Source organism: Mucilaginibacter sp. NFX135 (assembly GCF_048565145.1).
Lineage (GTDB): Bacteria > Bacteroidota > Bacteroidia > Sphingobacteriales > Sphingobacteriaceae > Mucilaginibacter.
The window spans coordinates 4849715-4872875 of sequence record NZ_CP183412.1; the positions used below are offsets into that span (position 1 = coordinate 4849715).

The 23161-nt window shown below is 40.2% G+C and carries 10 protein-coding genes; 9 read left to right on the plus strand and 1 reads right to left on the minus strand.

Going from position 1 to position 23161, the window contains the following annotated elements; genetic code table 11:
* Window positions 1-2: 2 nt before the first annotated feature.
* Together ACNURT_RS20295 and ACNURT_RS20300 are read left to right on the plus strand one after the other, a co-directional pair.
* Window positions 3-1103, plus strand: coding sequence for an efflux RND transporter periplasmic adaptor subunit (locus tag ACNURT_RS20295; protein ID WP_419699277.1), 1101 nt, complete (start codon window positions 3-5; stop codon window positions 1101-1103).
* 4 nt (window positions 1104-1107) lie between these two features.
* Window positions 1108-4173, plus strand: a complete 3066-nt coding sequence (locus ACNURT_RS20300) for an efflux RND transporter permease subunit (RefSeq protein WP_419699278.1) — start codon at window positions 1108-1110, stop codon at window positions 4171-4173.
* Window positions 4174-5046: 873 nt separating this feature from the next.
* Here the strand turns inward: ACNURT_RS20300 and ACNURT_RS20305 are convergent.
* Complete coding sequence (locus tag ACNURT_RS20305; RefSeq protein ID WP_419699279.1) at window positions 5047-5625, minus strand: YceI family protein; 579 nt, start codon at window positions 5623-5625, stop codon at window positions 5047-5049.
* 1387 nt (window positions 5626-7012) lie between these two features.
* On the opposite strand from ACNURT_RS20305, the gene ACNURT_RS20310 reads away from it, so the two are divergent.
* The 7 genes from ACNURT_RS20310 to ACNURT_RS20340 all read left to right on the plus strand — a co-directional run bounded on the left by ACNURT_RS20310 (window position 7013) and on the right by ACNURT_RS20340 (window position 23054).
* Window positions 7013-10165: a SusC/RagA family TonB-linked outer membrane protein gene (locus tag ACNURT_RS20310; protein WP_419699280.1), complete on the plus strand. Its 3153-nt coding sequence runs from the start codon at window positions 7013-7015 to the stop codon at window positions 10163-10165.
* A 17-nt stretch (window positions 10166-10182) separates the two neighbouring features.
* A complete protein-coding gene (locus tag ACNURT_RS20315) occupies window positions 10183-11709 on the plus strand; it encodes a RagB/SusD family nutrient uptake outer membrane protein (RefSeq protein WP_419699281.1) in 1527 nt (508 codons plus the stop codon).
* Between the two features lie 24 nt (window positions 11710-11733).
* Window positions 11734-12435, plus strand: coding sequence for a hypothetical protein (locus ACNURT_RS20320; protein ID WP_419699282.1), 702 nt, complete (start codon window positions 11734-11736; stop codon window positions 12433-12435).
* A 24-nt stretch (window positions 12436-12459) separates the two neighbouring features.
* On the plus strand, window positions 12460-13515 hold the full coding sequence (locus ACNURT_RS20325) for a DUF5007 domain-containing protein (protein WP_419699283.1): 1056 nt from the start codon (window positions 12460-12462) through the stop codon (window positions 13513-13515).
* A 1157-nt stretch (window positions 13516-14672) separates the two neighbouring features.
* Window positions 14673-17840, plus strand: coding sequence for a SusC/RagA family TonB-linked outer membrane protein (locus ACNURT_RS20330; protein WP_419699284.1), 3168 nt, complete (start codon window positions 14673-14675; stop codon window positions 17838-17840).
* A 21-nt stretch (window positions 17841-17861) separates the two neighbouring features.
* Complete coding sequence (locus tag ACNURT_RS20335) at window positions 17862-19421, plus strand: RagB/SusD family nutrient uptake outer membrane protein (RefSeq protein ID WP_419699285.1); 1560 nt, start codon at window positions 17862-17864, stop codon at window positions 19419-19421.
* Between the two features lie 69 nt (window positions 19422-19490).
* The gene (locus tag ACNURT_RS20340) at window positions 19491-23054 is read left to right on the plus strand and encodes a VCBS repeat-containing protein (protein WP_419699286.1); all 3564 of its coding nucleotides are present in this window, start codon (window positions 19491-19493) and stop codon (window positions 23052-23054) included.
* Window positions 23055-23161 lie beyond the last annotated feature (107 nt).

The following is a 23161-nucleotide window of genomic DNA, read 5'->3' on the forward strand; positions in this document are numbered from 1 at the left end:
TCATGAAAAACCCCGAAGGGATCTTGAATACCTTAAAAAAACAAATAATCATGAAAAACTTACAACTATTCAGCATTATCATAGCAGCGTTAACCATAATGGCTTCCTGCAAAGAAAAACACAAGGAAGGAAATCCAATAGGAGAACCGGATATCATACCGGTTAAAATCGCCCCGGTGTCTTCGTTGGGCGTACCCGATCAGATCACCGCCACAGGCCTGGTCAGTACTGAGGATGAAGCCAAATATGCCTTTAAGATAGGCGGCGTGATCAACCGCATCATGATACAAGAAGGCCAGTTCTTTAAACAGGGGCAATTGCTGGCAACGCTCAATTCCACCGAAATTTCGGCAGGTTTAGCACAGTCCAGCTTGAGTGTTGAAAAAGCGCAGCGTGACTATAAACGGGCGCTAAATCTTTACAAGGACAGTGTTTACACGTTGGAACAATTACAGAATACCAAAACAGGTTTGGATGTAGCTAAAAAAGCAAGAGAAGCAATCGCTTTTAACGAGCGCTATTCTAAAATATATGCCGCTTCAGACGGTTTTGTAAGTAGGAAAACAGCGAACGAAGGAGAAGTAATTGCCGAAGGAATGCCGGTACTCCTCATTAATTCAACCGAACAACATAACAGTTATTCTCTTAAAGTGGGTGTTACTGACCGGGAATGGGCCATCATCAAACTGGGACAAGCCGCTAAAGTGACACTCGACGGCTATGCCGGTCAAACCTTTGATGCCACTGTATTCCGTAAGTCGCAGGCGGCAGACCGGGAACAGGGCTCGTTTCAGATCGAACTCAAGCTACAATTAAACGGCGTAAAACCTGCTGTGGGCATGTTTGGCAAGGCCGAAATCGCTACGCACCAGGATGAAAGCGTAATGGTCATTCCTTATGCATCGCTGGTAGAGGCCGATGGTAATAAAGGATATGTATTTACGACCGTAGGATTAAACCGGGTGAAACGGGTGCCTGTCAGCATTTTGAAGTTCGATAATGAAAATGTGTACCTCAAAGATAAACTGAAAGGTATAGATCAGATCGTAGTTTCCAACAGCGCCTACCTCAACGAACAGTCTTTTATTAAAATTATTAAGTAAGGCCATGAAAATCACGAATTTTGCCGTTAAGAATTATCAGTTCACGCTGATCATCTTTCTTTTGGTGGCAGTTGTTGGCCTGCTGACACTGTTTACCATGCCCCGTTCGGAAGATCCGACCACACATCCTCCGCAGTATATCATTACGGTCATCTATCCGGGTACCAGTCCCAAGGATATGGAAGAGCAGGTAGTAAAACCAATCGAAAACAAAATATATGGATTGGAAAATATTGAAAAGATCCTGACTACCGTAGAAGACGGCGTAGCGGTTATCCAGCCGAAATTCAAATACGGTGTGGATGTAGACAATAAATATCAGGAAATATCCACCGAAATCAATGCTTTGAAAAACAGCGAGCTTCCCAAGGATATCTACCTGATTAAAACAGAAAAGGTTTCGTCGGCAGATGTAAAGGTAATACAGGTGGCCCTGGTGTCAGACAATGCTTCCGGTAAACTACTGCGGGACGAAGCAGACATCTTAAAAACACAGTTAGAGAAAATTACTAACCTTAAAGAAGTGAAATACTTTGGTATGCCTGAGCAGGAGATCCGGATCGATATGCAGCTGGATAAACTCGCGCAACTCAAGATACCGCTTAACGTGGTCATGGGTAGTTTGCAAAGCGAGGCTGCAGATATTCCCGGAGGCAGCATTAACCTTGACAGCAAAGTATTTAACGTCAAAACCAGCGGCAAATTCAAAAACACCGAGGATGTAGCCAATACGGTTATTTATAATGCCAATGGCAAGATCATCTATTTGAAAGATGTGGCCACAGTAAGTTATAAGAATGGTACAGTAAACCACATCACACGGATAAACGGGCACCGTTGTGTGCTGGTTACTGCGGCCATGAAAGACAATGTAAATATAGCCAGCGTTCAGAAAGAATATTTACCGGTACTGGAGGCGTTTGTCAAAACCTTGCCGGAGAATATCCACATGGTCAAAAACTTCGACCAAGCTAATATGGTATCCGAGCGTTTGGGCCATTTGGGTTTTGATTTTGGTTTGGCCATTGTGCTGGTCGTAATCACTTTACTGCCATTAGGTTTCAGGGCATCCCTGATCGTAATGATCTCTATCCCGCTCTCTCTGGCACTTGGGCTTATTGCCATGAACCTGTTGGGCTATTCGTTAAACCAGCTGAGTATCGTCGGTCTTGTTGTGGCTTTGGGATTATTGGTGGATGACAGTATTGTGGTAGTAGAAAATATTGAGCGCTGGCTAAGGGAAGGTCACTCACGAATGGATGCCATATTCAAAGGGACGCAACAGATTGGTATCGCAGTTATTGGCTGCACCGCTACGCTGGTTATCGCATTTCTGCCACTGGCCTTTTTACCAGATGTGGCCGGCGAATTTATACGCAGCCTTCCTATGGCTGTCATGACCAGTGTTCTGGCATCCATGATTGTAGCGTTGACGCTTGTCCCTTTCCTGGGCAGCCGGATGTTAAAGACTCATACGCATAGTGAAGGTAACTTCTTTTTAAAACACCTTCAAAACTTTCTGACCAGATCTTACATCCGTATTATGCCGGTTGCTTTAAAATGGCCTAAAGCCACCATCGGCATATCATTAGCCCTGAGCGGACTGGCATTTTTTCTTTTCACTTTAACGGGTTTTAAGCTTTTTCCAACGTCTGAAAAACCGATGTTCCTGATCAATATTAAATTACCGCTTCAAGCAGATATTCCGGAAAGCGACCGGGTAACTAAACTGGTAGAAGGTGAATTGAAGAAACACAAAGAGATCGTTTTTTATACCTCTAATGTAGGTAAAGGAAACCCACAAATCTATTACAATGTGCATCAGCAGGATGTAAAGCCCGATTTTGCCCAGGTATTTGTTCAACTGGATGAGGAGGCAAGTCCCGGTGAAAAAACAGAGCTGATCAAACGATTGAGAACGAAGTTTAAAGACTTCCCCTTCGCCAGGATCGAAATAAAAGATTTTGAACAAGGAACACCTATCGAAGCGAATATCGTAGTCAGGATATTTGGAGAGAACCAGGACACGATACGGGCACTTTCCTTCAAAGTAGAAGAGATCTTGAAGAAACATCCGGGCACTTTTTTCGTCAACAACGAACTCAACATCTACAAATCCGATGTTAAAATAAAGATCGATAAGGAGAAGGCCCGCACTTTGGGTGTCCTAACCGGTGATGTAGACAAAGTGATCCGTATGGCTATTGCAGGACTAACCGTGGGGGATTATATCGATGACCGTGGCGATTCACGCAACGTAGTGATCACCATGCCCAGAGACAAGTTTTCCAATCTGGAGGCACTCAAAAAGCTGTATGTTAATAATGTACAGGGTACCCCGGTACAGGTAGACCAGATCGCTACGATCACCTTTGAAACTTCCCCCACCGCGATCAACCACTTTAATAAATCACGTTTTGCCAAGGTTACTTCCCTTACTAAAGAGCATGTACTGGCCAATGACATTCTTAAAGACGTTGTTCCGCAGTTGAATAAATTAAGGATGCCGCAGGGTTATTATTACAAGCTTTCCGGCGAGGCCGAGTCAGAAGGTGATACACTGGGTGGCAACTTCCTTTCCGTAATTATATTGAGCACTTTTCTTTTTATAGGGGTCCTGCTGCTGCAGTTTAAGACCTTTAAAGGGATCATTATTGTATTGTCGATCATTCCTTTAGGCATCCTTGGCGGGGTGGTATTACTACTGATGACAGGCAACCCGATGTCACTTGTCTCTATTATCGGATTCATCGGGTTATCAGGTATACAGGTTAAGAATTCGCTGTTGCTGGTAGATTTTACTAACCAGTTACGACTCGAAGGCCATAGTATCGATGAGGCCATCAACATGGCAGGCGAAACCCGCTTTCTGCCGGTAGTGCTTACATCCATAACAGCCATCTGCGGTTTGCTTCCTATTGCGCTTAACCCCAACCCGCTTATCGCTCCTTTAGCCATTGTATTGATCGGCGGACTGATCAGTTCTACTATCCTTTCGAGGATCGTGACGCCGGTTATGTATAAACTGATCCCGCCATATATAGAAAGTGATGAGAGTAAGCTTAGCTAATTCATTTTAAGGTGGATGAAGTAAATGTAAAAGCCTCCTAAATTTTCGGAGGGCACTGAAAAAGTGGCTATTTATCAAAAGAGGTTGTTTTCAAAATTGAAAACAACCTCTTTTTCGTTGACGTATTCGGATAGGTGGTGGAGAGTGATTTCGTACAGACGATTCTCAGCGCCTCCATTTTATCTGCAAAAGTGCCTTTTTAATTTTAAAGGACTTTTTCAGTGCCCTCAATTTTCGAGGGAGGCTTTTACAGTAATCTTCGGTACTACTGAACTATTTATTACCTTTCAATGATTTTTAATGATTACACTAAGTACATTTAAATATCACAAAGCACATAAAATCTCAAGCAACACTATATATGTATTTATTGAACGATTTACGGAATAGCCTAAATACCACATCGTAATGCCAGATTCAATTCCCGCTCTGAGTACTTAAAAAGTTAGGTAGTACCCAACTTTACTGTAATTATTTAAAACCCTCTTTACAATTACGTAAAGAGGGTTTTTCTTTTTATGAAATTTGCAATTGGTACTTAACCCAAGTAGAATACCATGTATTCTACTTGATTCTTTTATATTTTAAACTACTTTTATTATTCGTACGATCATTCCCAATTTACTTCAAACTTTTCAGTCTAACAGTAGGTATCATTTAACGACACTATCGAATGTTTGTTCCAACAAAAACTTTATAGTAATGGAGGTTGCTTATAAATACCAAAAGTATGGATCGCTATTGATTTCATAGAGACCTAAATTTTGCTGATGGCAACCAAAAGCACATCATTTTTTATCAGATTACGGCTTTGATCGGTTGATTTGTGTGCATTTTGCTGATGCAGGAAAGTAAATTGCCTGATCGGAATTATCAATTGGCTTTTGCAAACTCGCCGTCAGCTGCAATTTCAACCTCATCGCTTACAAGTACATTAGGAGTGCCTGGACCAATATTAAAGTCTGAACGCTTTAATGTACCACGTAATTTAAAACCGGCATCGTTTTTCTTGCTATTTGGGTTTTCTTTTGTTCCGCGGTACCAGAGATCCATCGTTACAGGTTTTGTAACACCATGCATGGTCAGGTTGCCGGTAAGTTTATATTTGTAAGTTCCATCTGCCTTTATTGATGAACTTTTGAAAGTGATAGCCGGGTATTTCGCAGCATCAAAAAAGTTAGGGCTTCTTAAATCATTATCGCGCATTTCAACTTCTGTGTTGATTGAAGACACATCTGCTGAAAGTTCAAAAACGGCATCACTGAAATCAGGGTTGGATGAAGTTATGGTCACATCAAATTTTTTGAACAAACCATCTACATCCGAAAGCAAATGATGGGTAACGGTAAATTTAAGTTTGGAATGCATTTTATCATTTTTCCACGTTGTCGTTTGGGCAAATAATGAGATTTTTAAAAGCAGGATCACCGCAAATAGTAATAATTTCTTCATGTTAAATAATTGGTTTTTTAGTTAAACGAATACTTCACGACTGACAAACCTGCGTTTAAATGCTTAATTTGATGACCGGAAGGTCTGGAATAAAAATAAAGTATAAATCATTCCGATGTCTTGTGGACATTCCGAAGCCATTGATCACAACGTTCCGGAATAGCGAGCCGTTAGTTCTGCAACACTTTGAACATATCAATTCATTGATTAATAATTGCCATTTTTTAAAGTGATAACACAATTCGGTGCTCCAAATAGCACGGAATCGCCTGGTCACACCTTCCGGAATATCCAGCTAAAGCAGTTGATATGAATGGGAGTGATTTGTATGAAGTTACGGATGGAAAAATTGTTCAAGTTTGGCTATTTTCTGAAGACCAGCCTGTTGAGGACGAGTTTTGGAAATAATTTATCGAAAATATCTTTAAAAAAAAATAGCTAATACGAAGCACTGACCACTTTATTCCAAAAGCCCGGTTAAAACATTTTGCAACACTTTGTCAAAGCCTACTACTAAGTTTTAAATGCCGTTTGAAGGATAAACGATTAAAAGAGCGCTTGTCGCGGAATAGTATGGCAAACGCGTACTAAGTGCTCGGTATCCTCTAAAAGATGATTGGATAGTTTAAAGTTGGGAGTACTTAAGGAAACAACACATGGTCGTTGTTTCCTTTTTTTATGCCAATAAAATCATATTAATCAAACTCTGCAGTTCAATCTTATTGGTTCGATTTTTTCAAGTTAAGAAATTTGACAAATTTTATATGGACTAAAGAACAAGTAATAGAGATTCCGAGTGGACAGATCCTGCAAACTAATAAACAGCTACTCAAGGTGATCTATCTTTAACAGAATAATTTAACCCGATTTTTAGAATGCAGCTGTCTTGAATTCCGGAAATCTCCAACTACAGTAACGAACGAGTATATTCTACCGTTTTTCTTCCATTAATTCATGTCCAATTGTGTGTTTGCCATAGCTTAATCGCTTAAATTTCTTTGTTGCAAACGTTTGTGTCAAACTTAGTTAATTCTTCACAAAATTTTAAATATCAGTTAGCATAAAGCGAGTTATCAACGGTTAAATTGATGTTTTATTGTATTAAAAAGGCAGGCAACAAAAATAATATAAGTGTATAGCCCGCAATCGTTTGCGTTTAGATATTTCACCTGATTGAAGTTAACTCCACATACATTCGAATTAACCCAAGCTTAACCAAAGAGTAAAGCTATAGTTAAACGCGATCACAAGTCAACTTAAAAAGTTCATGAATAGATTAAGAACATCTTAATAGATGCACAGTGTCGCTTTATGATTCATTACTAAAATCTTATGAAAATATTTAATCAAACTTCAATTAACCAAATCACTACTCAACTAATCAATTATGAATGTAAAACTCTACAAAAAACCCAATGGGGTAAAGTGGACATTTTTGATGGCTCTCCTGCTATCATTTACAACTGCCGTAGCGCAGGTTAAGGTAACAGGAAGGGTAACCGATCAAAATGGCCCATTACCAGGTGTCACGGTACAAATAAAAAACAAGCCTGGCACCGGAACAATTACAAATGTGGATGGTGAGTATCGTTTAACCGCATCAGATAACGACATCCTGGTTTTCAGAATGGTCGGTTATCAGATGAAAGAACTTCCCTTAAATGGAAAAAATCAGCTAAATGTAAAGCTGGTTGGATCAGAAAGCGGTCTTAATGAGGTTATTGTTACCGGGTATAAAAATATTGACCGCCGGAAAAATACATCAGCCATATCAAGCATAACCAGTAAGGATATTGAAAACTTACCGGCAGCAAGCCTGGATGTTTTATTACAAGGCAAACTCTCTGGAGTAAATGTTCAGAATTTTAGCGGGCAACCGGGAGTAAAGACCTCTCTTGTTGTGCGGGGTAATACCAAAATTTCAGCTTCATCCGATGGTTTTGACAGCGATAACCTATATAGTAATCCGTTATACGTAATTGATGGCGTACCTATTGCTGACGATGAAGTTAGAGCTTATGACCAGACAGGGACAAATTTCCTGGCCAGTTTGAACCCCAATGATGTAGAATCGGTAGATATATTAAAAGATGCATCAGCGGCAGCCCTATATGGCTCAAGAGCGGCAAATGGAGTTGTACTAATCAAAACCAAAAGGGGAAAAATTGGTGCACCTCGTTTTAGTTTTAATACATATCATGGTATTACACCAACACCCAGCAAAGTATCAACTTTAATTGGAGCAGCAGAACGCCGGCAAAAATTAGATCTGATATACAATTATGCCAATGCCACACAGCTGCAAAACAGCATCCCTCAAATGCTTACCGATAGCTTAAATCCAGCTTTTAACAACAATACTGATTATCAGCGACTTTTCTATCAAACCGGCTCTATCCATAATTATGATATCTCTGCTTCAGGAGGTTCTGAAGCTGTTAATTATCGTATTGGAGCAGGAATGTATGATGAAAAAGGTGTGGTTATTAACACTGGATACAGAAGATATTCTTTAAACAGTAATGTTGGCATCAATTTTTCCAAATCACTGGAACTAATTACCAGTATCAGAGCTTCGACAGGTAAAAGATTAGCCGGTAAGGGTGGCAGTTACCGGGATGTTTTTGCGATCAATCCGATCAGCATGCCATCCTCCTTATTACAAATGAACGAACAAGACCTGAGAAGTGTGATTGATCCATATTCCTTTCAACGCAATGATAATATCAATACGGATATCAGCGCCAATGGAGAACTGCGGTATAGTTTTTTAAATGATTTCAGGTTCAGCACCCGCGGAGCGATAAATTATTCGACACAAAAAAATGATTATGCCTCACCTTCTACTTTAAATGCCGACGGGCTGGCTTATGCAAAATCAAACTATAGTCAATATACCAAATACGTATTAACCAATAACTTACTTTGGATAAAGACCATTGCGAAAAAACATAATGTAAATATTACCGCGGTTCAGGAGTTTGAAAGCAGAAGAAATGAAGCCATCTATTTGTCGGGTGTTGGAATACCTAATGATAACATCCAGGTGGTGAAAGGGGTAAGCAACACAAATTTAAAGGGATCTTCAGATCTATCTACCTATGCTAAGTTATCCTTTCTGGGAGCAGTTCATTATGATTATGACAGCAAGTATTTATTTGATGCTGTTTGGAGGGCCGATGCTTCGTCAAGATTTGGAAAAAACAATAAATGGGGCTATTTCCCATCAATGTCCATAGGATGGCTGGCCTCTGAGGAGGAATTTATAAAAAAGTTTAGCTGGATAAATGAATTGAAAATAAGAGGCAGCTGGGGCAGAACAGGTGATGAAAGCAGCATTGGGGACAGGGATCGTTACAATGCATACATAGCAGGAAATGCAAATTATTCTGGGTCAAGTGCAACAACTTATGGAGGTGGTACAGCTATAATCCCGAATTATAATGGCATAACCAACGACAACATAACCTGGGAACGATCAGAAGAATGGAATGCAGGGATTGACGCCGCTTTGTTTAACGGCCGGCTCAACTTTTCGATAGATGCCTATACAAGGAACACCACGGGGCAAATGCTGCGAATTACAATTCCTGAATATACGGGTTATACCAGCACTTTTACAAATGCCGCCGGAGTGCGTAATTCGGGACTGGAGTTCACCTTCAATGGTAAAATATTGTCTGAAAAAAGTGCTTTTCAATGGAATCCGTCCATAAATATCTCCTTTAACAGAAACATGGTAACCGCATTGCCAAATGGCAACCGCGATTTATACTATGGTAACGCGGTATATATTGTTGGCAAACCCTTGAATATGTTTTACGGTTATATTGTTGATGGCGTAATTAACTCGCCAAGCGACTTAATTGTTAATCCATATACGGGTGCTGTAGGTGCAACTAAGTGGGGTAACTTAAAACTGGGTTATCCTAAATGGCGGGATGTTAATGGCGACTATTACATATCCGATAACATAGGTCAAAATGACATTACCTTTTTTGGAGATCCGAATCCCTTCGTAACCGGTGGATTTACAAACTATTTCAGCTACAAAGGTTTTTCAGTACAAATTCTGACCACATTCACCTTCGGGCGCGACATTATCAATAACACACTTGCTCAACGCTTGTCAAATGGCCTGTTTTACGGAAATCCTAAAGATTTTGCCAAAGCATCAATAACAGATATCAGTCAATACAATTACTGGCGACAACCGGGTGATAATGCAACCCTCCCAGCATTAAATCCATTTATGGGTTTATACGCCTGGCGATCAGGACAATCCATATTCAAGGAACCAGGATGGTATGTCCGTATCAAGAATATTAACCTGGGCTACCGGTTTAATGCTCAAAACAACAAATGGATGCAGCGTGCCAAGATCACCAGCTTAAGATTATACAGTACTATTGACAATGTGCACATGTTTCAAAAATTCTCTGGCATTGATGCGGAACGTGTTGACGGACAAGGCTATGATTATGGCGATGGTTACCCACTACCAACCAAGTATACTTTTGGCTTACAGATTGAATTTTAACTTATTGAATACCAATCATGAAACATCATAACAAACATTATAAAACCTTTGCTTTTGCATTATTGCTGGCTATTTTAATGGGTTTTACTTTTTCCTGCAAGAAAGCGCTGGAGAACAAACTTACCAATGACACCTATGCAGATACCTACTGGAAATCTGCAGGCGATGTAAACGGAGCGCTATTAGGCGCTTATGGCCTGTTCAGAAAAAGCATGAATCAAAACAGTTGCTTCTTTATATGGGGCGATGCACCCGTTGGCTTATTCAATTCGGATGAAGGTACTAATTTAAACAGAGTATATCTGGAAGGTTTTTTCGGGGTACCATACAGGGAAGAGGGTGCTCATAACTGGACTAATTGGTACAGGGTTGTTGATTTGAGTAACCTGGTTATTGAACACCTAACTAAAATGCCCGATGATAAATTTACAAACGATCAAAAAAATACTTTTTTAGGTGAAGCTTATTTCCTGCGTGCCTTATCCTATTTCTATATGACAAGGGTATGGGGCGATTTGCCCTTACAGCTTACCGCTACCACAACAGCCGGCCAGGCAAAATACATCGGAAGAACAGACGCTGCTATTATATTAAAACAAATTATTGCTGATGCACAAAAAGCATCCTCTCTGCTTAGCTGGGAAAGCCTGAATACTTATGAACGGAGAAGAGCGAGTAAAGGTGCAGCATTAGCCTTACTGGCACATGCTACCGCCTGGCAAAATGATTATGCCAATACGGTGCTCTATACAGATTCATTGATCAACAGGGCCGACCTTTTTCACTTACAACCAATGGGTTCTATACGCCAGGTATTTAAAAACACCACCGAGCCGGAAAACATTTTTGTTATCTCCTCTAAAAACTCGGAAAACGAAGCAAGTGAGTGGACAGATTTTTCATTTTCAGCAACCATTGCCTTTATCACGGTAAGTAATGGTTACATCGCCAATATGCCTATGAATGTACCACAATACTATCCTCCACAATCAAAAATAAATGAATTGTATGGAACCGATAATACCGATACCCGGAAAGATGAATTTTTTAAAGCAAGTCCGTTTGGCGATGTAAATAAGCCTTCATTAATTAAGTATGCTGATATAGCTTATCAAAATCCTTCAACCAAGTCTGATCCGCGCTCTGAAAGCAATTTAATTGTATTCAGGCTGGCAGATATGATCTTGCTAAAAGCCGAAGCTCTAAATGCCCTGGCCCGAGACGGGGAGGCACTTGTAGCCGTAAATACGATAAGGGCCAGAGCAGGTGCAGCGCCATTAGCAAGTTCAGGGTTGATACTTAAAAAGAATATCCTGCAAGAAAGACAGCGAGAATTAATTGGCGAAGGTCATAATTATTTTGACATCGTCAGGAATAGTTCTCAGATCGATAAAGGCGGGCCAAATTATTTTACTCAGCTAACACCCTGGGCAATGTCTGTTGATCGCTTTAAACAAAAAGGATACCTGTGGCCAATTCACAACAGTATTTTAAATGCCAACCGGTTAATCAGCCAAAATCCATGGTGGATGGGGAAATATTAATTCAACACTCAAAACTTACATAACATGAAAAAAATTATATATATACCTGTTGCCGCATTTATGCTGTTGCTGGCAATCAGTTCCTGCAAAAAAGACCCTGTTATTGATGGGGGTCTTTCCGTTGCAAAGGTAAATATGAGCACTTATGATTACCTGAAGTCAAATAGCAGGCACCTGTTTGATACTACTTTACTGATCGTTGACAAAGCAGGGATGAAAGATATGATCAATGGGCCAGGGACTTTCTTTGTCCCTGACGATTATGCCATAGCCTCTTATTTGGCCGCAAAACAAAATGATGCAAGGAAAATTGATGAAAGGAAAAATTTCACAATAGACACCTTGTTTAAGTATTACTCAGCCCAAATGCTTAAAGATTCCATGGGTATTTACTTTTTTCCGCTCAAGCTTTCCAGGGATGAACTCAGTGCAAACGGGGTCCTATACCAAACCAGTACCCCGAATATAAAGCTGATGGTTTCGTTGGAGGAGAATGCTGATGATTATCAGGTAGATGGCATTATATCCACAAAGCCCAAATATATCTATTTAACAAAGATCAGAGGCGAAAAAGACCTGGTAAATAGTAATGGCACTACATCGGATCCATCTGGGAACCCTCAAAAACTGGATATTAAAGTTTTGTGCCAAACAACCGGTATTATAACCAATAATGGTATAATACACGTATTGTCAAACCAGCATACCTGGACATTTAAACAATAATTTCCCTTATAATTTTTAAATATAATGAAGAAATATATAAAACTATTAAGCTTAGCATTGTTCGCCGTGATCAGTATACTAAGCTGTAAAAAAACAATTCCGGGTTTTTTAAGTGATAATGTACGTTATTCTGCTGATCCGCTTACCGTTAACCAGGGCGTATTCCTCATTTCAAACGGGATAATACCAGATAACTCTACCCCACCTTTTAAAATCACTTTACTAAACGTACGTAATATAACTACGGGTGCGAGAGAAGAAACCTTTTTTAAGGAGTACGATGTACCTGTCTGGAAAACAGCTTATAACCCGATAACTGACACAACCTTAGATTTGATCAACAAAAAAAGAGCATTTGAAAAGAAAGTTCCATTCTCTGTTCTGGAGAAAAGCGGACAGTTCCTGTTTACACAAGCAACAGAGAACGTGCCTCCGGGTCAATACCTGATTGATATAAAAATTGAAAACCCGCACGGCACCAAAACTTATATGGGGGTATGCAAGGTGATCCTCAATCCTGTTGTACAATATGAATATGTGAATACCCCATATTTTATTGCCTTGCCTGCAAATAGTGAAACCGGTATACGATTTCCCTATGACGATCAATGGATTGATGCAGACAAAGGGCAGTCAACAACTATTACACTTAATATTAAAAGAGTTGCCGCAAGCCCCAATCAAATAGTTTTAAAAGTTCTGGATAAAAATGGTGCGGTTTTCCCAGGGGCTGCATTGGAAAGAAGACCAAGCGGTAACAGTTTTTTAAAAACCCTATCAACATTTGCTTATAAAACAACGGTAACTGATACTGCGGTATTATATGATTACGCACAAACAAGATTTCCCGACGTCTATTGGGATTCACAAAGCAACGGGTTGAACTGCTATTACCGCATATACGATAAATACATTGCCTCAATTGATACTGCAGATAGTAAAAACTGGAATCCTCCGAGTCAAATTCCCTATGGCACCTGGAATAAACAACCTGTTAAACTAAATATCAGGTTTAATACTAAAATAAATCAGCCGGGTAAGTATATCTATGAACTACGGTTAAAGGCTACAAAAAAGTAAATTACAAAATGATAAGGGTGCCCTTAACCGGGCACCCTTGCATGAAGCTTAAACGGTTCTTGTAAATTTCCCGTCATTTATACAAAGTGATTTATGATATTCCTTATAGCGTTTTTGCTGGTTCGATATCCACTTATGAATCTTGCTATTTTTAGTATTGGTAATACTATATGTTTTGCTATACGATATAAAAGTTTAAAATAACTGTTGCTAATCTTCATCAACTGAATATCGTTTTTAGCCATTATTGAAATACCGTTTAATCGGAATTTTTCTACTCATATAATTCCTTAATCCACTATCTGGATTTATCATTTTAAACATATGTGGCAATCTGCAAAGTGATAAAATCTTTGACAGAACTTTATTAATCTTTAGTGAAATCGTTTCCGGTTTTAATATCGATAATAGTTGGTGGGATCAATTCTTTATACCCCCTCATTACATCTTCTAAAACAAAGCTAAATAATTCTGTTGCTTCATGGGATAGTATTAATTCCTGTAATTAGTCATTATAATTATTATTTATAAGATTCACTTTTGCTCATCCTTCGGGGAACCGCTGCGAACTCGCGGTTTCTGTAAGATGACAAATGTTGTGTTTTTATGATAAAAAATTGGCTGCCTGAATCTACTTCAAAAGTAATTTTACGCTTGCAAAGCTGCTACAATTCTAAATCACGTTGCTGCTAAATTATAAACCAATAAAGCCGACCGGCAAGTTCTGTTAAGATTTCGATTTAAGTTATTAAAGGCTTGATCGATCCTGTATACTTTAATTTAATCGTATTCAGAAAAGTACAAACCGGCCCAGCTCTACAATCGATTGCAATTTCATTATGAGACCTATTATGAAAGAATAAATCAAGAGAACTTGTTTCGCCGGTCACAGATTCGTGGCCCGCAGTAAACTACATCGGTATCCATATTATGGATTTTATAACCAATAAATCTGAATCTGATACGCTACCGGTTAAGCAACCAATTAAGTAAACCGCTCTTTTATTAAATAAAGTCTTCTTCAAACCGTATGGTTTATTATTTCAGATGAATTAATTCATTTATCACCTAATCATTAGAAATGCAAAGACCTGTTTGATATAAGTGCTGAACCTTACTAATTTCTCAACCAATGTTTTCAATTAATAAACCACAATATGAAAAAAAAATATTTACTAAGCACTTTCATGCGAATGACAGTTATAATAGTATTTATAAGTATTACTATTATATATCCCACGTTTGCGGCTAATAACCTGGCTCATTTGCGGCATACAGATTCTGATGTAATCAAACCAGCCATAAGCAAGATTATAACAGGTAAAGTAACCGATGAAAACGGTTTAGGATTACCGGGTGTTACTGTTAAATTAAAAGGCACTACCACGGTGGTCGGAACCGACGTTAATGGCGCGTACCGAATTGAAGTACCTAACGACCAGGCGGTACTCGTTTTCAGTTTTATAGGTTATGCGTCAAAGGAAGTTTCCGTTTCAGACAAATTGGTGGTTAATGTATCGCTAAGTAGTGATTCTAAATCATTAAACGAAGTTGTTGTTGTTGGTTATGGAACACAAAAGCGTGCCAACGTAACGGGAGCGGTTTCGTCTGTAAGTGGCAAAACAATATCAGCTTTACCTGTCGGCGGTGTCGATCAGGCTTTACAAGGCCGGGTGGCAGGTTTAACGGTAACCAATAATGGTTCGCCGGGCACCGCACCAATTGTACAAATACGAGGTGTAAGTTCTGTAGGTTACGGATCAGATCCATTGTATATTATTGATGGTTTTCCCGGTTCTATCGGTAGTCTTGATCCAAGAGACATACAATCAGTTGATGTACTTAAGGACGCGAGCGCTGCGGCGATTTACGGTTCACGAGCAACTAACGGCGTTATCATCATCACAACCAAAAAGGGCTCCAGTGGCAAAGTGGTGTTAAGCTTCGATTCATACGCGGGATTTCAGGAAGTTACCAAAAAGTATGACCTTCTTAATACAAGCCAATATGTACAATACGAAAGGGCTTTAAACGGAGCCGCCGGTATTGGCGTACCTCCACGATTACAACCGGCAAACTTTAATCAGCCCATTTATGCGGGTTCTTCGCAGACCTTCGCCCAAACTAATACAGACTGGCAGGATGCCTATTTCAAAAAAGGAATTGTTCAGCAGCATGCTGTTTCATTAAGCGGCGGGAATGAGAATTCACGCATATTTACATCTGCCAGTTACTTTGATCAGGATGGTATTACCGTTGGAACTAATTTCAGTCGTAAAAGCTACCGAATAAATTCTGATCACAATCTGAGCAAGTTTATTACAATCGGCGAAACATTCAATGCCTCGGTAACCCGGCAACGCTTTGGGATTCCCCCAGGCAATAGAACGCCCATTACCAATGTGATAAGGATGCAACCATACTTACCTATTTACAATCCAAATAATGCCGGCGGTTTTTTTGGTCCTCAAAGCAGTTTTGACGGCGCCGACCCGGTAAATCCGATAGAACAGGCATTGATTAACGAAAACCGTAATTATGGTGTCGGAATTCGTGGTAACGCTTATTTAACGGTAAAGTTTACCCCATGGCTGAAATTCAATTCTACCTACGGCATTGATTACGGGACAAACAGGCAAGAGCAATATACCCCAATATATAACGATGGCGGTACATCAAGCAGCCCGCTTGCCTCGATAACCGAAAATACCGGGACCGGTACAACTACATTGTACACACAACAATTAACTTTTGATCATACCTTCGCCAGCAAACATCACGTTTCGGCTGTGGCAGTTTATGAAGTGCAAACCAATCGCAGCGACAGTCAAAACTCTTTTGGCAATCAAAACAACAACATTGTACGCACATTAAACAACGCTACAAATACAACTACCAATTACACTTATAGTACTAACGTTCTGCATTCATTAGTAGGCAGGGTGGGATATGACTTTGAGGGGAAATACTTAATTTCCGGTTCAATACGCCGCGATGGTTTGTCGGTTTGGGCCCCCGGCCACAAATATGAAAACTTCCCTGCAGTTTCGGTGGGATGGAAAGTTGACCAGGAAAGCTTTATGAAAAGCCTTAAATCAATAAGCGAATTAAAAATACGAGGCGGTTACGGCGTCACCGGGATAAACGGAACTGTATTGGGAAATTATCCTTACGTTTCCAATGTTTCTGCGGGTGGTACAACATATCCGTTTGGCAACCTGGCAACAGGTAATAACTCAGGTAACGGATCTTTTTATAGTGCGTTGAGTAACTATTTCCTTCATTGGGAGATAACAAAATCAACAAACATAGGTTTTGATCTGGGCTTATTCCAAAATGCATTTACGCTATCGGCCGAGATTTATAAAAGAAAAACCGATGCTCTGATCTTAACCGTACCGGCACCGCCAAGCCAAGGTGTTGGCGCCCCGTTGGTAAACGTTGGCTATATGCAAAATACTGGTATTGAATTGACCGCAGGTTACCACAAAACATCCGGCGACTTTAAGTATGATGTATCAGCCGTATTTGGATTAAACAGAAATAAGGTGACATCATTAACAGGAACTGCAAATGGTACAATAACCGCGGGCGGCGATGCTGATTTTGGTGGTGGCGGCCCGCTCACGAACACTTCGGTTGGACAGTCTATCCAGTATTTCTACGGCTATGTGGTAGAAGGTATATTCCAAAATGCATCTGATGTAAGCGGTCATGCAACTCAAACAGGTGCGGCACCAGGTGATCTAAAATTTAAGGATGTTAATCACGACGGTGTAATTGACGCTAACGACAGGGTTAACCTGGGCAGTTATCTCCCTAAATTTACCTATTCATTAAATTACTCCGCCAGTTACAAGAATTTTGACCTTGCCTTGTTTTTCCAGGGAGTATATGGCAATAAAATATTCAATGCCGAAAAAATCATCGCAGAAGGTATGTCGAGGCTATTTAACTCAGATGTTAATGTGCTAAAAGCCTGGACTCCCACCAATACCAATACCAATGTTCCGAGGGCTATTTCAGGAGACCCTAACTCGAATGTAAGGCCATCATCCCGCTGGGTAGAAAGCGGTTCATACCTTCGCTTGAAAAACCTCCAGTTAGGTTACAATTTGCCAGCACCGTGGCTTAAAGAGGCTACTAACAATTTAGTAAGCAAAGTGAGGATCTATTTATCATCAACAAACCTGTTCACAATTACAAAGTACACCGGGCTTGATCCTGAGGTTGGCTCCAAAAACGGAACGCTTACAAATGGTATAGACTATGGTCAATATCCTTCGCCAAGGGTGTTCCAGGTAGGTTTACAGGCAACATTTTAATAATCATAAAATTGGTATATTATGAAACGTAAAAAAATTTATTTATTGTCAACCATTATCTTACTAACGATAACGGCCATTGTTTTGTCCTGTAAAAAAACAGCGTTAAATACATCTGACCCCAATAACCTTACTACGGCAAACTATTATAAAACGGCTGCGCAATTAAAGTCGGGAGTTAACGCCATTTATGCGGTTATGCACCAAAACAACCTCGTATCCCGTGAGTGGTATTATCTGCATGATACAAGGAGCGACGAAGTAGCGCCAGGCGGCGGACAATTGGAAGCTCCAAGGCTCCAATTGCTCAACAATACCGACGATCCTACAAACTCTGTGATGAATTCTGTATGGAGTGGCTGGTATACGGTAATTTTCCGTGCAAATGTTGTAACAGATAATGCGCCAAATGTTACAGATGACGTAGCCGACGCGAAAAAATCGGTGGGCGAGGCAAAATTTCTTCGTGCCTGGGCTTATTTCGACCTGGTTAGCATGTGGGGCGGTGTTCCACTGGTAACATCAGTTCCCAAAAGTCCTACCGATTTTAAACCACGCGCCGATGTTGCCGCTGTTTATGCGCAGATAGTTCAGGATCTTAAAGATGCCGCAGCAGTACTGCCCGGAAAATCAGCCACCGACAAGGGACGGGCCACGGCATCTGCCGCCTATGCGATGCTGGGCAGGGTGTTAATGCAACAAGGTAATTATGCTGATGCCAAAGCTGCATTTCTTAAGATACCGACCAGCGGAGCCGATGGTTATTCGTTAACTGCCCGTTATCTTGATAATTTTGAGTTAGCCACCGAATTTAACAATGAATCAATTTTTGAAGTTGTATTTGTGGATAAAGGAACCAATGGTTACAATTGGGGTGGCGAAAGCGCAACTGAAGAGCAATCAACAGTTAGAAATCAGGAGTACTGCCCTGTTGCATGGAGAAACCTTATTCCTTCAAACAAATATTTGAATGAATTTGAAAACACAGCTACTGGTGCGGTAAAAACAGACCCTCGTTTTTCATATAGCGTTTATCAGACCGGCGACCTTTATAATAATGGCCAAAGCACTTTAACTGATGCCGACCAAAACGGTAATTCATCAGTGTTGAACGGCGTTACCAAAAAGATTAGCTGGCGTAAATTTATGATCATATACCAGGAAAGCGCAAGTACTGCAAGCTTCCACCCCGGTGGTAACAACCAACGTATTATACGTTATTCGGAAGTTTTACTTAATCTTGCCGAGTGTGCTAATGAAACGGGCGACATAGCCGGAGCTGTAGCATACCTTAATATGGTGCGTGCAAGGCCGGATGTTGCCATGCCTCCTTATCCAACAGCTCAATTTCCGGTTGCGTCCAAAAGCGATGTGGTTAAGGCTATCATGCACGAAAGAATGGTGGAATTAGGCGATGAAGAAGTGCGTAACATCGACATTTTAAGATGGCGCAAAAAAGGATATTTCACTACCGAGCCCATTGCTTCATTCCATGCTAACAGAGATGAGTTATTACCTATACCTCAAGCCGAGTTGGATAATAACCCCCTTGTTTCAGGGCACCAAAATCCAGGCTATTAATTTATTAAACCAATTTTTAAAGCAGGCGGCTTATGGGTCGCCTGCTTTTTCTTATATTAATTGTTAATTATGAAAAGGCTTCTTATTGGTTTTACTGTGGCTCTGCTAATTTCTTCCTGTAAAAAACATACGCTATTTGAACAAATACCATCTTCTGTTTCCGGCATTATGTTTAATAACCTGATTACAGAAAACGATTCGATTAATCCTATCGATAACGCAACTGTATATAATGGCGGAGGCGTTGGCATAGGTGATTTCAATAATGATGGTTTACCGGATATTTATTTTGTAGGCAACATGGTAACTAATAAGCTATATCTTAACAAAGGCAATTTTAGGTTTGAGGATGTTACCGCCAAGGCAGGAGTAGATGGTAAAGCCCGTTGGGGCCGCGGTGTTGCAGTAATTGATATCAATAATGATGGCTTGCCCGACATATATGTTTGCAACTCTTTTGCAAATGAGCCGCAAAAGAGGCAAAATTTATTGTATATAAACCAAGGCATTAACACAAACGGCGTACCTGTATTTAAAGAAGAAGCGAAGGAATACGGCCTTAATAGTCAGTTATTTTCTACAATGTCTAGCTTTTTCGATTACGATAATGACGGCGACCTCGATATGTACCTGACTGTTAATGAGCCGAACCCTGCGGAGTTTCCCAATCAATTCAGGCCTATTAATATCACTGGCACCGGCAGAAGCACGGGACGATTATATCGGAACGACTGGGACCCGAAACTTAAACATCCGGTATTTAAAGATGTATCATTAGCCGCCGGAATTAAAATAGAGGGATACGGACATGCAGCAACTATTGCTGACATTAACCTCGATGGCTGGAAAGACATATATGTTACAAACGATTTTCTGTCGAATAATATATTGTATATCAACAATCATGACGGCACTTTTACTGACAAGTCAAAGGTGTATTTTAAGCATACCTCTTTCAATGCTATGGGTCAGGATATTGAAGACATCAACAACGATGGGCTGGCCGATATAGTTGAACTGGATATGAATCCTGCTGATAATTTCCGAAAAAAAATGATGTCGGGCCCAAGCAGCTACACCACTATTCAAAACTTCGACCACTATGGTTACCAATATCAATATGTTCGAAATACACTTCAGCTAAATCAAGGGCCGTCTGTCGAAGAAAATAACCAGCTGGGGCATCCTGCCTTTAGCGAAATCGGCTTTTTAAGTGGTATGGCACAAACAGACTGGAGCTGGACACCAATGGTAACGGATTTTGACAACGACGGTTACCGCGATATTATAGTTACGAACGGTTATCCCCGCGACGTTACAGATCATGATTTTATCACTTATAGGTCCAATGCATTTTTAGTTGCGCCCAAAAAAGAGGTTCTTAAACAGATACCGTCAGTCAAAATTCACAATTACGCATTTCGCAACCATGGCGGTTTGCAATTTAAGGATGTGAGCATAGATTGGGGCTTGGGTATTCCCTCCTTTTCTAATGGTGCCGTATATGTCGATCTAAATAATGACGGCGCAATGGATCTCGTCATTAATAATATCAATGACGAAGCTCTAATTTATAAAAACACAACCGATGAGGATAAAAAATATGTGCATCATTATCTCAACATAAAGTTTGAAGGACCCAATCAGAACCGCGAGGGAATCGGAGCTTTTGTTGATATATATTACCAGCATGGCTTACATCAGGTTTACGAAAACAACCCTTACAGGGGCTATCTTACCAGCATTCAACCTATTGCACATTTCGGGTTAGGTGAATGCAAAATCATAGACTCGGTGGTTATTAAGTGGCCGAACGAATACAGGCAAACATTTTTAAATGTAGATGCAGATCAAACTCTATCGGCAAACGTTAATAACGCTCATCAAACCTATACGTGGGCAAATCCTATACAAGCAAAAACTCCGCTATTTACAAATATCACAGGCAAAAGCGCGGTTAAATACATTCATCGCGACACGGATTATACAGACTTTAACATTCAAAAGCTTTTGCCGCATAAGCTTTCGGAATACAATCCTGCGCTATCCGTCGGCGATATTAACGGCGATGGCTTAGATGACATCGTTGTCGGTGGAAATTTAACCGAGCCAGCACAGATCTTTTTTCAACAAAAGAACGGCACATTCATACAGCGGGGCCTTTTAGAAGAAAAGAAATACGATCACCCCTATCTTGATGGAGGAATTCTCATTTTTGATTCAAACAGTGATAAATTTCCTGATGTATTAATCACTGGCAGTGGTTATAAAACTCCGGCAAATGATCCGGCATATCAGGACCGCTTATATATTAATGATGGCAAAGGCCATTTTACGCTTGCAAAGGATGCCTTACCCATGTGTTTTAAAAGTAAGCTATGTGTAAGGGCTTTTGATTATAACAACGACGGCAAATTAGATCTTTTTATTTCGGGGCGAGTGGAGCCATGGAGATACCCGGAACCGGTAAATAGCTATATTTTAAGAAACGATACAAAAAACGGGAAGGTGAGATTCACAGATGTGACCAATGAAGTTGCTCCTGATCTGAAAAAGATCGGCTTGATATGCGATGCTATTTTCAGTGATTTCGACAATGATGGCAAAACAGATCTGATATTGGCAGGAGAATGGATGCCAATAACTTTCTTGAAAAACTTAGGCGGAAAATATGTAAACGTTACAGCAAAAAGTGGCGTTGGCGATAAAACCGGATGGTGGACCTCGATAATTGCAGGTGATTTCAGGCATACAGGTAAAATGGATTACATAGTTGGAAATGTAGGCTTGAATACCCTTTATCAGGTCAGCGCCGAATTTCCGGCCTTTATTACAGCAGGTGACTTCGACAAAAGGAACCGGTTTGACGCATTTCCATCATTATTCCTTTCAGGCAAGGATGACGTTAAACGGGAATACCCTGCGAATGTAAGGGACGATGCTGTTAAGCAGATGATTACCTTACGTGCAAAATTCACCAATTATCATTCATATGCTGAGGCAACCATGCAAGATGTGTTAAGCGCCGACCAAATGGAAAATGCGTTGCGGCTTAAGGCTACAGAGTTAAGGTCATGCTATTTTAAAAACGATGGCAACGGTAAATTCACAGCAGTTCCTCTACCTCTTGAGGCACAGGTTTCAGCATTAAATGGCATGGTGGCCGATGATTTTGATGCGGACGGCAATCTCGATTTATTGATTAATGGGAATGATTTTAGTACAGATGTTTCCATCGGCAGATATGACGCCTTAAATGGTTTATTGCTAAAAGGTAACGGCAAAGGTGAGTTTGCCCCTTTATCAATTGCACACAGCGGGATCTATTTACCTGGCGATGGAAAGGCACTTGTAAAATTAAGGGGGGCAAACAACAGTTATCTCATGGCGGCAAGCGAGCACTTAGGGCCTCTCAAAATCCTTCAATTAAATGCTAAAATATCTATGTTTAAAATAGATGATACAGATCAGAGCGCTGTCATTACATATAAAAATGGCAGTCATACCAAACAAGAATTTTACTATGGCAGTTCGTTTCTTTCCCAATCATCCAGATTTATTCTCATAAATGATAAAATAGCTCAGGTATCAATAAAAAATAATTCAGGAGTAACCAGGCTTGTCAAATTTTAATTAAATCTTGTTGTTGTTAGATAGTGCTCGATTGGCTGTTTTTAACAAAGGATTTTATCGGTGCAAATCTAAATCATCGGCCATGATATCCGGTATGGGAATTTAGA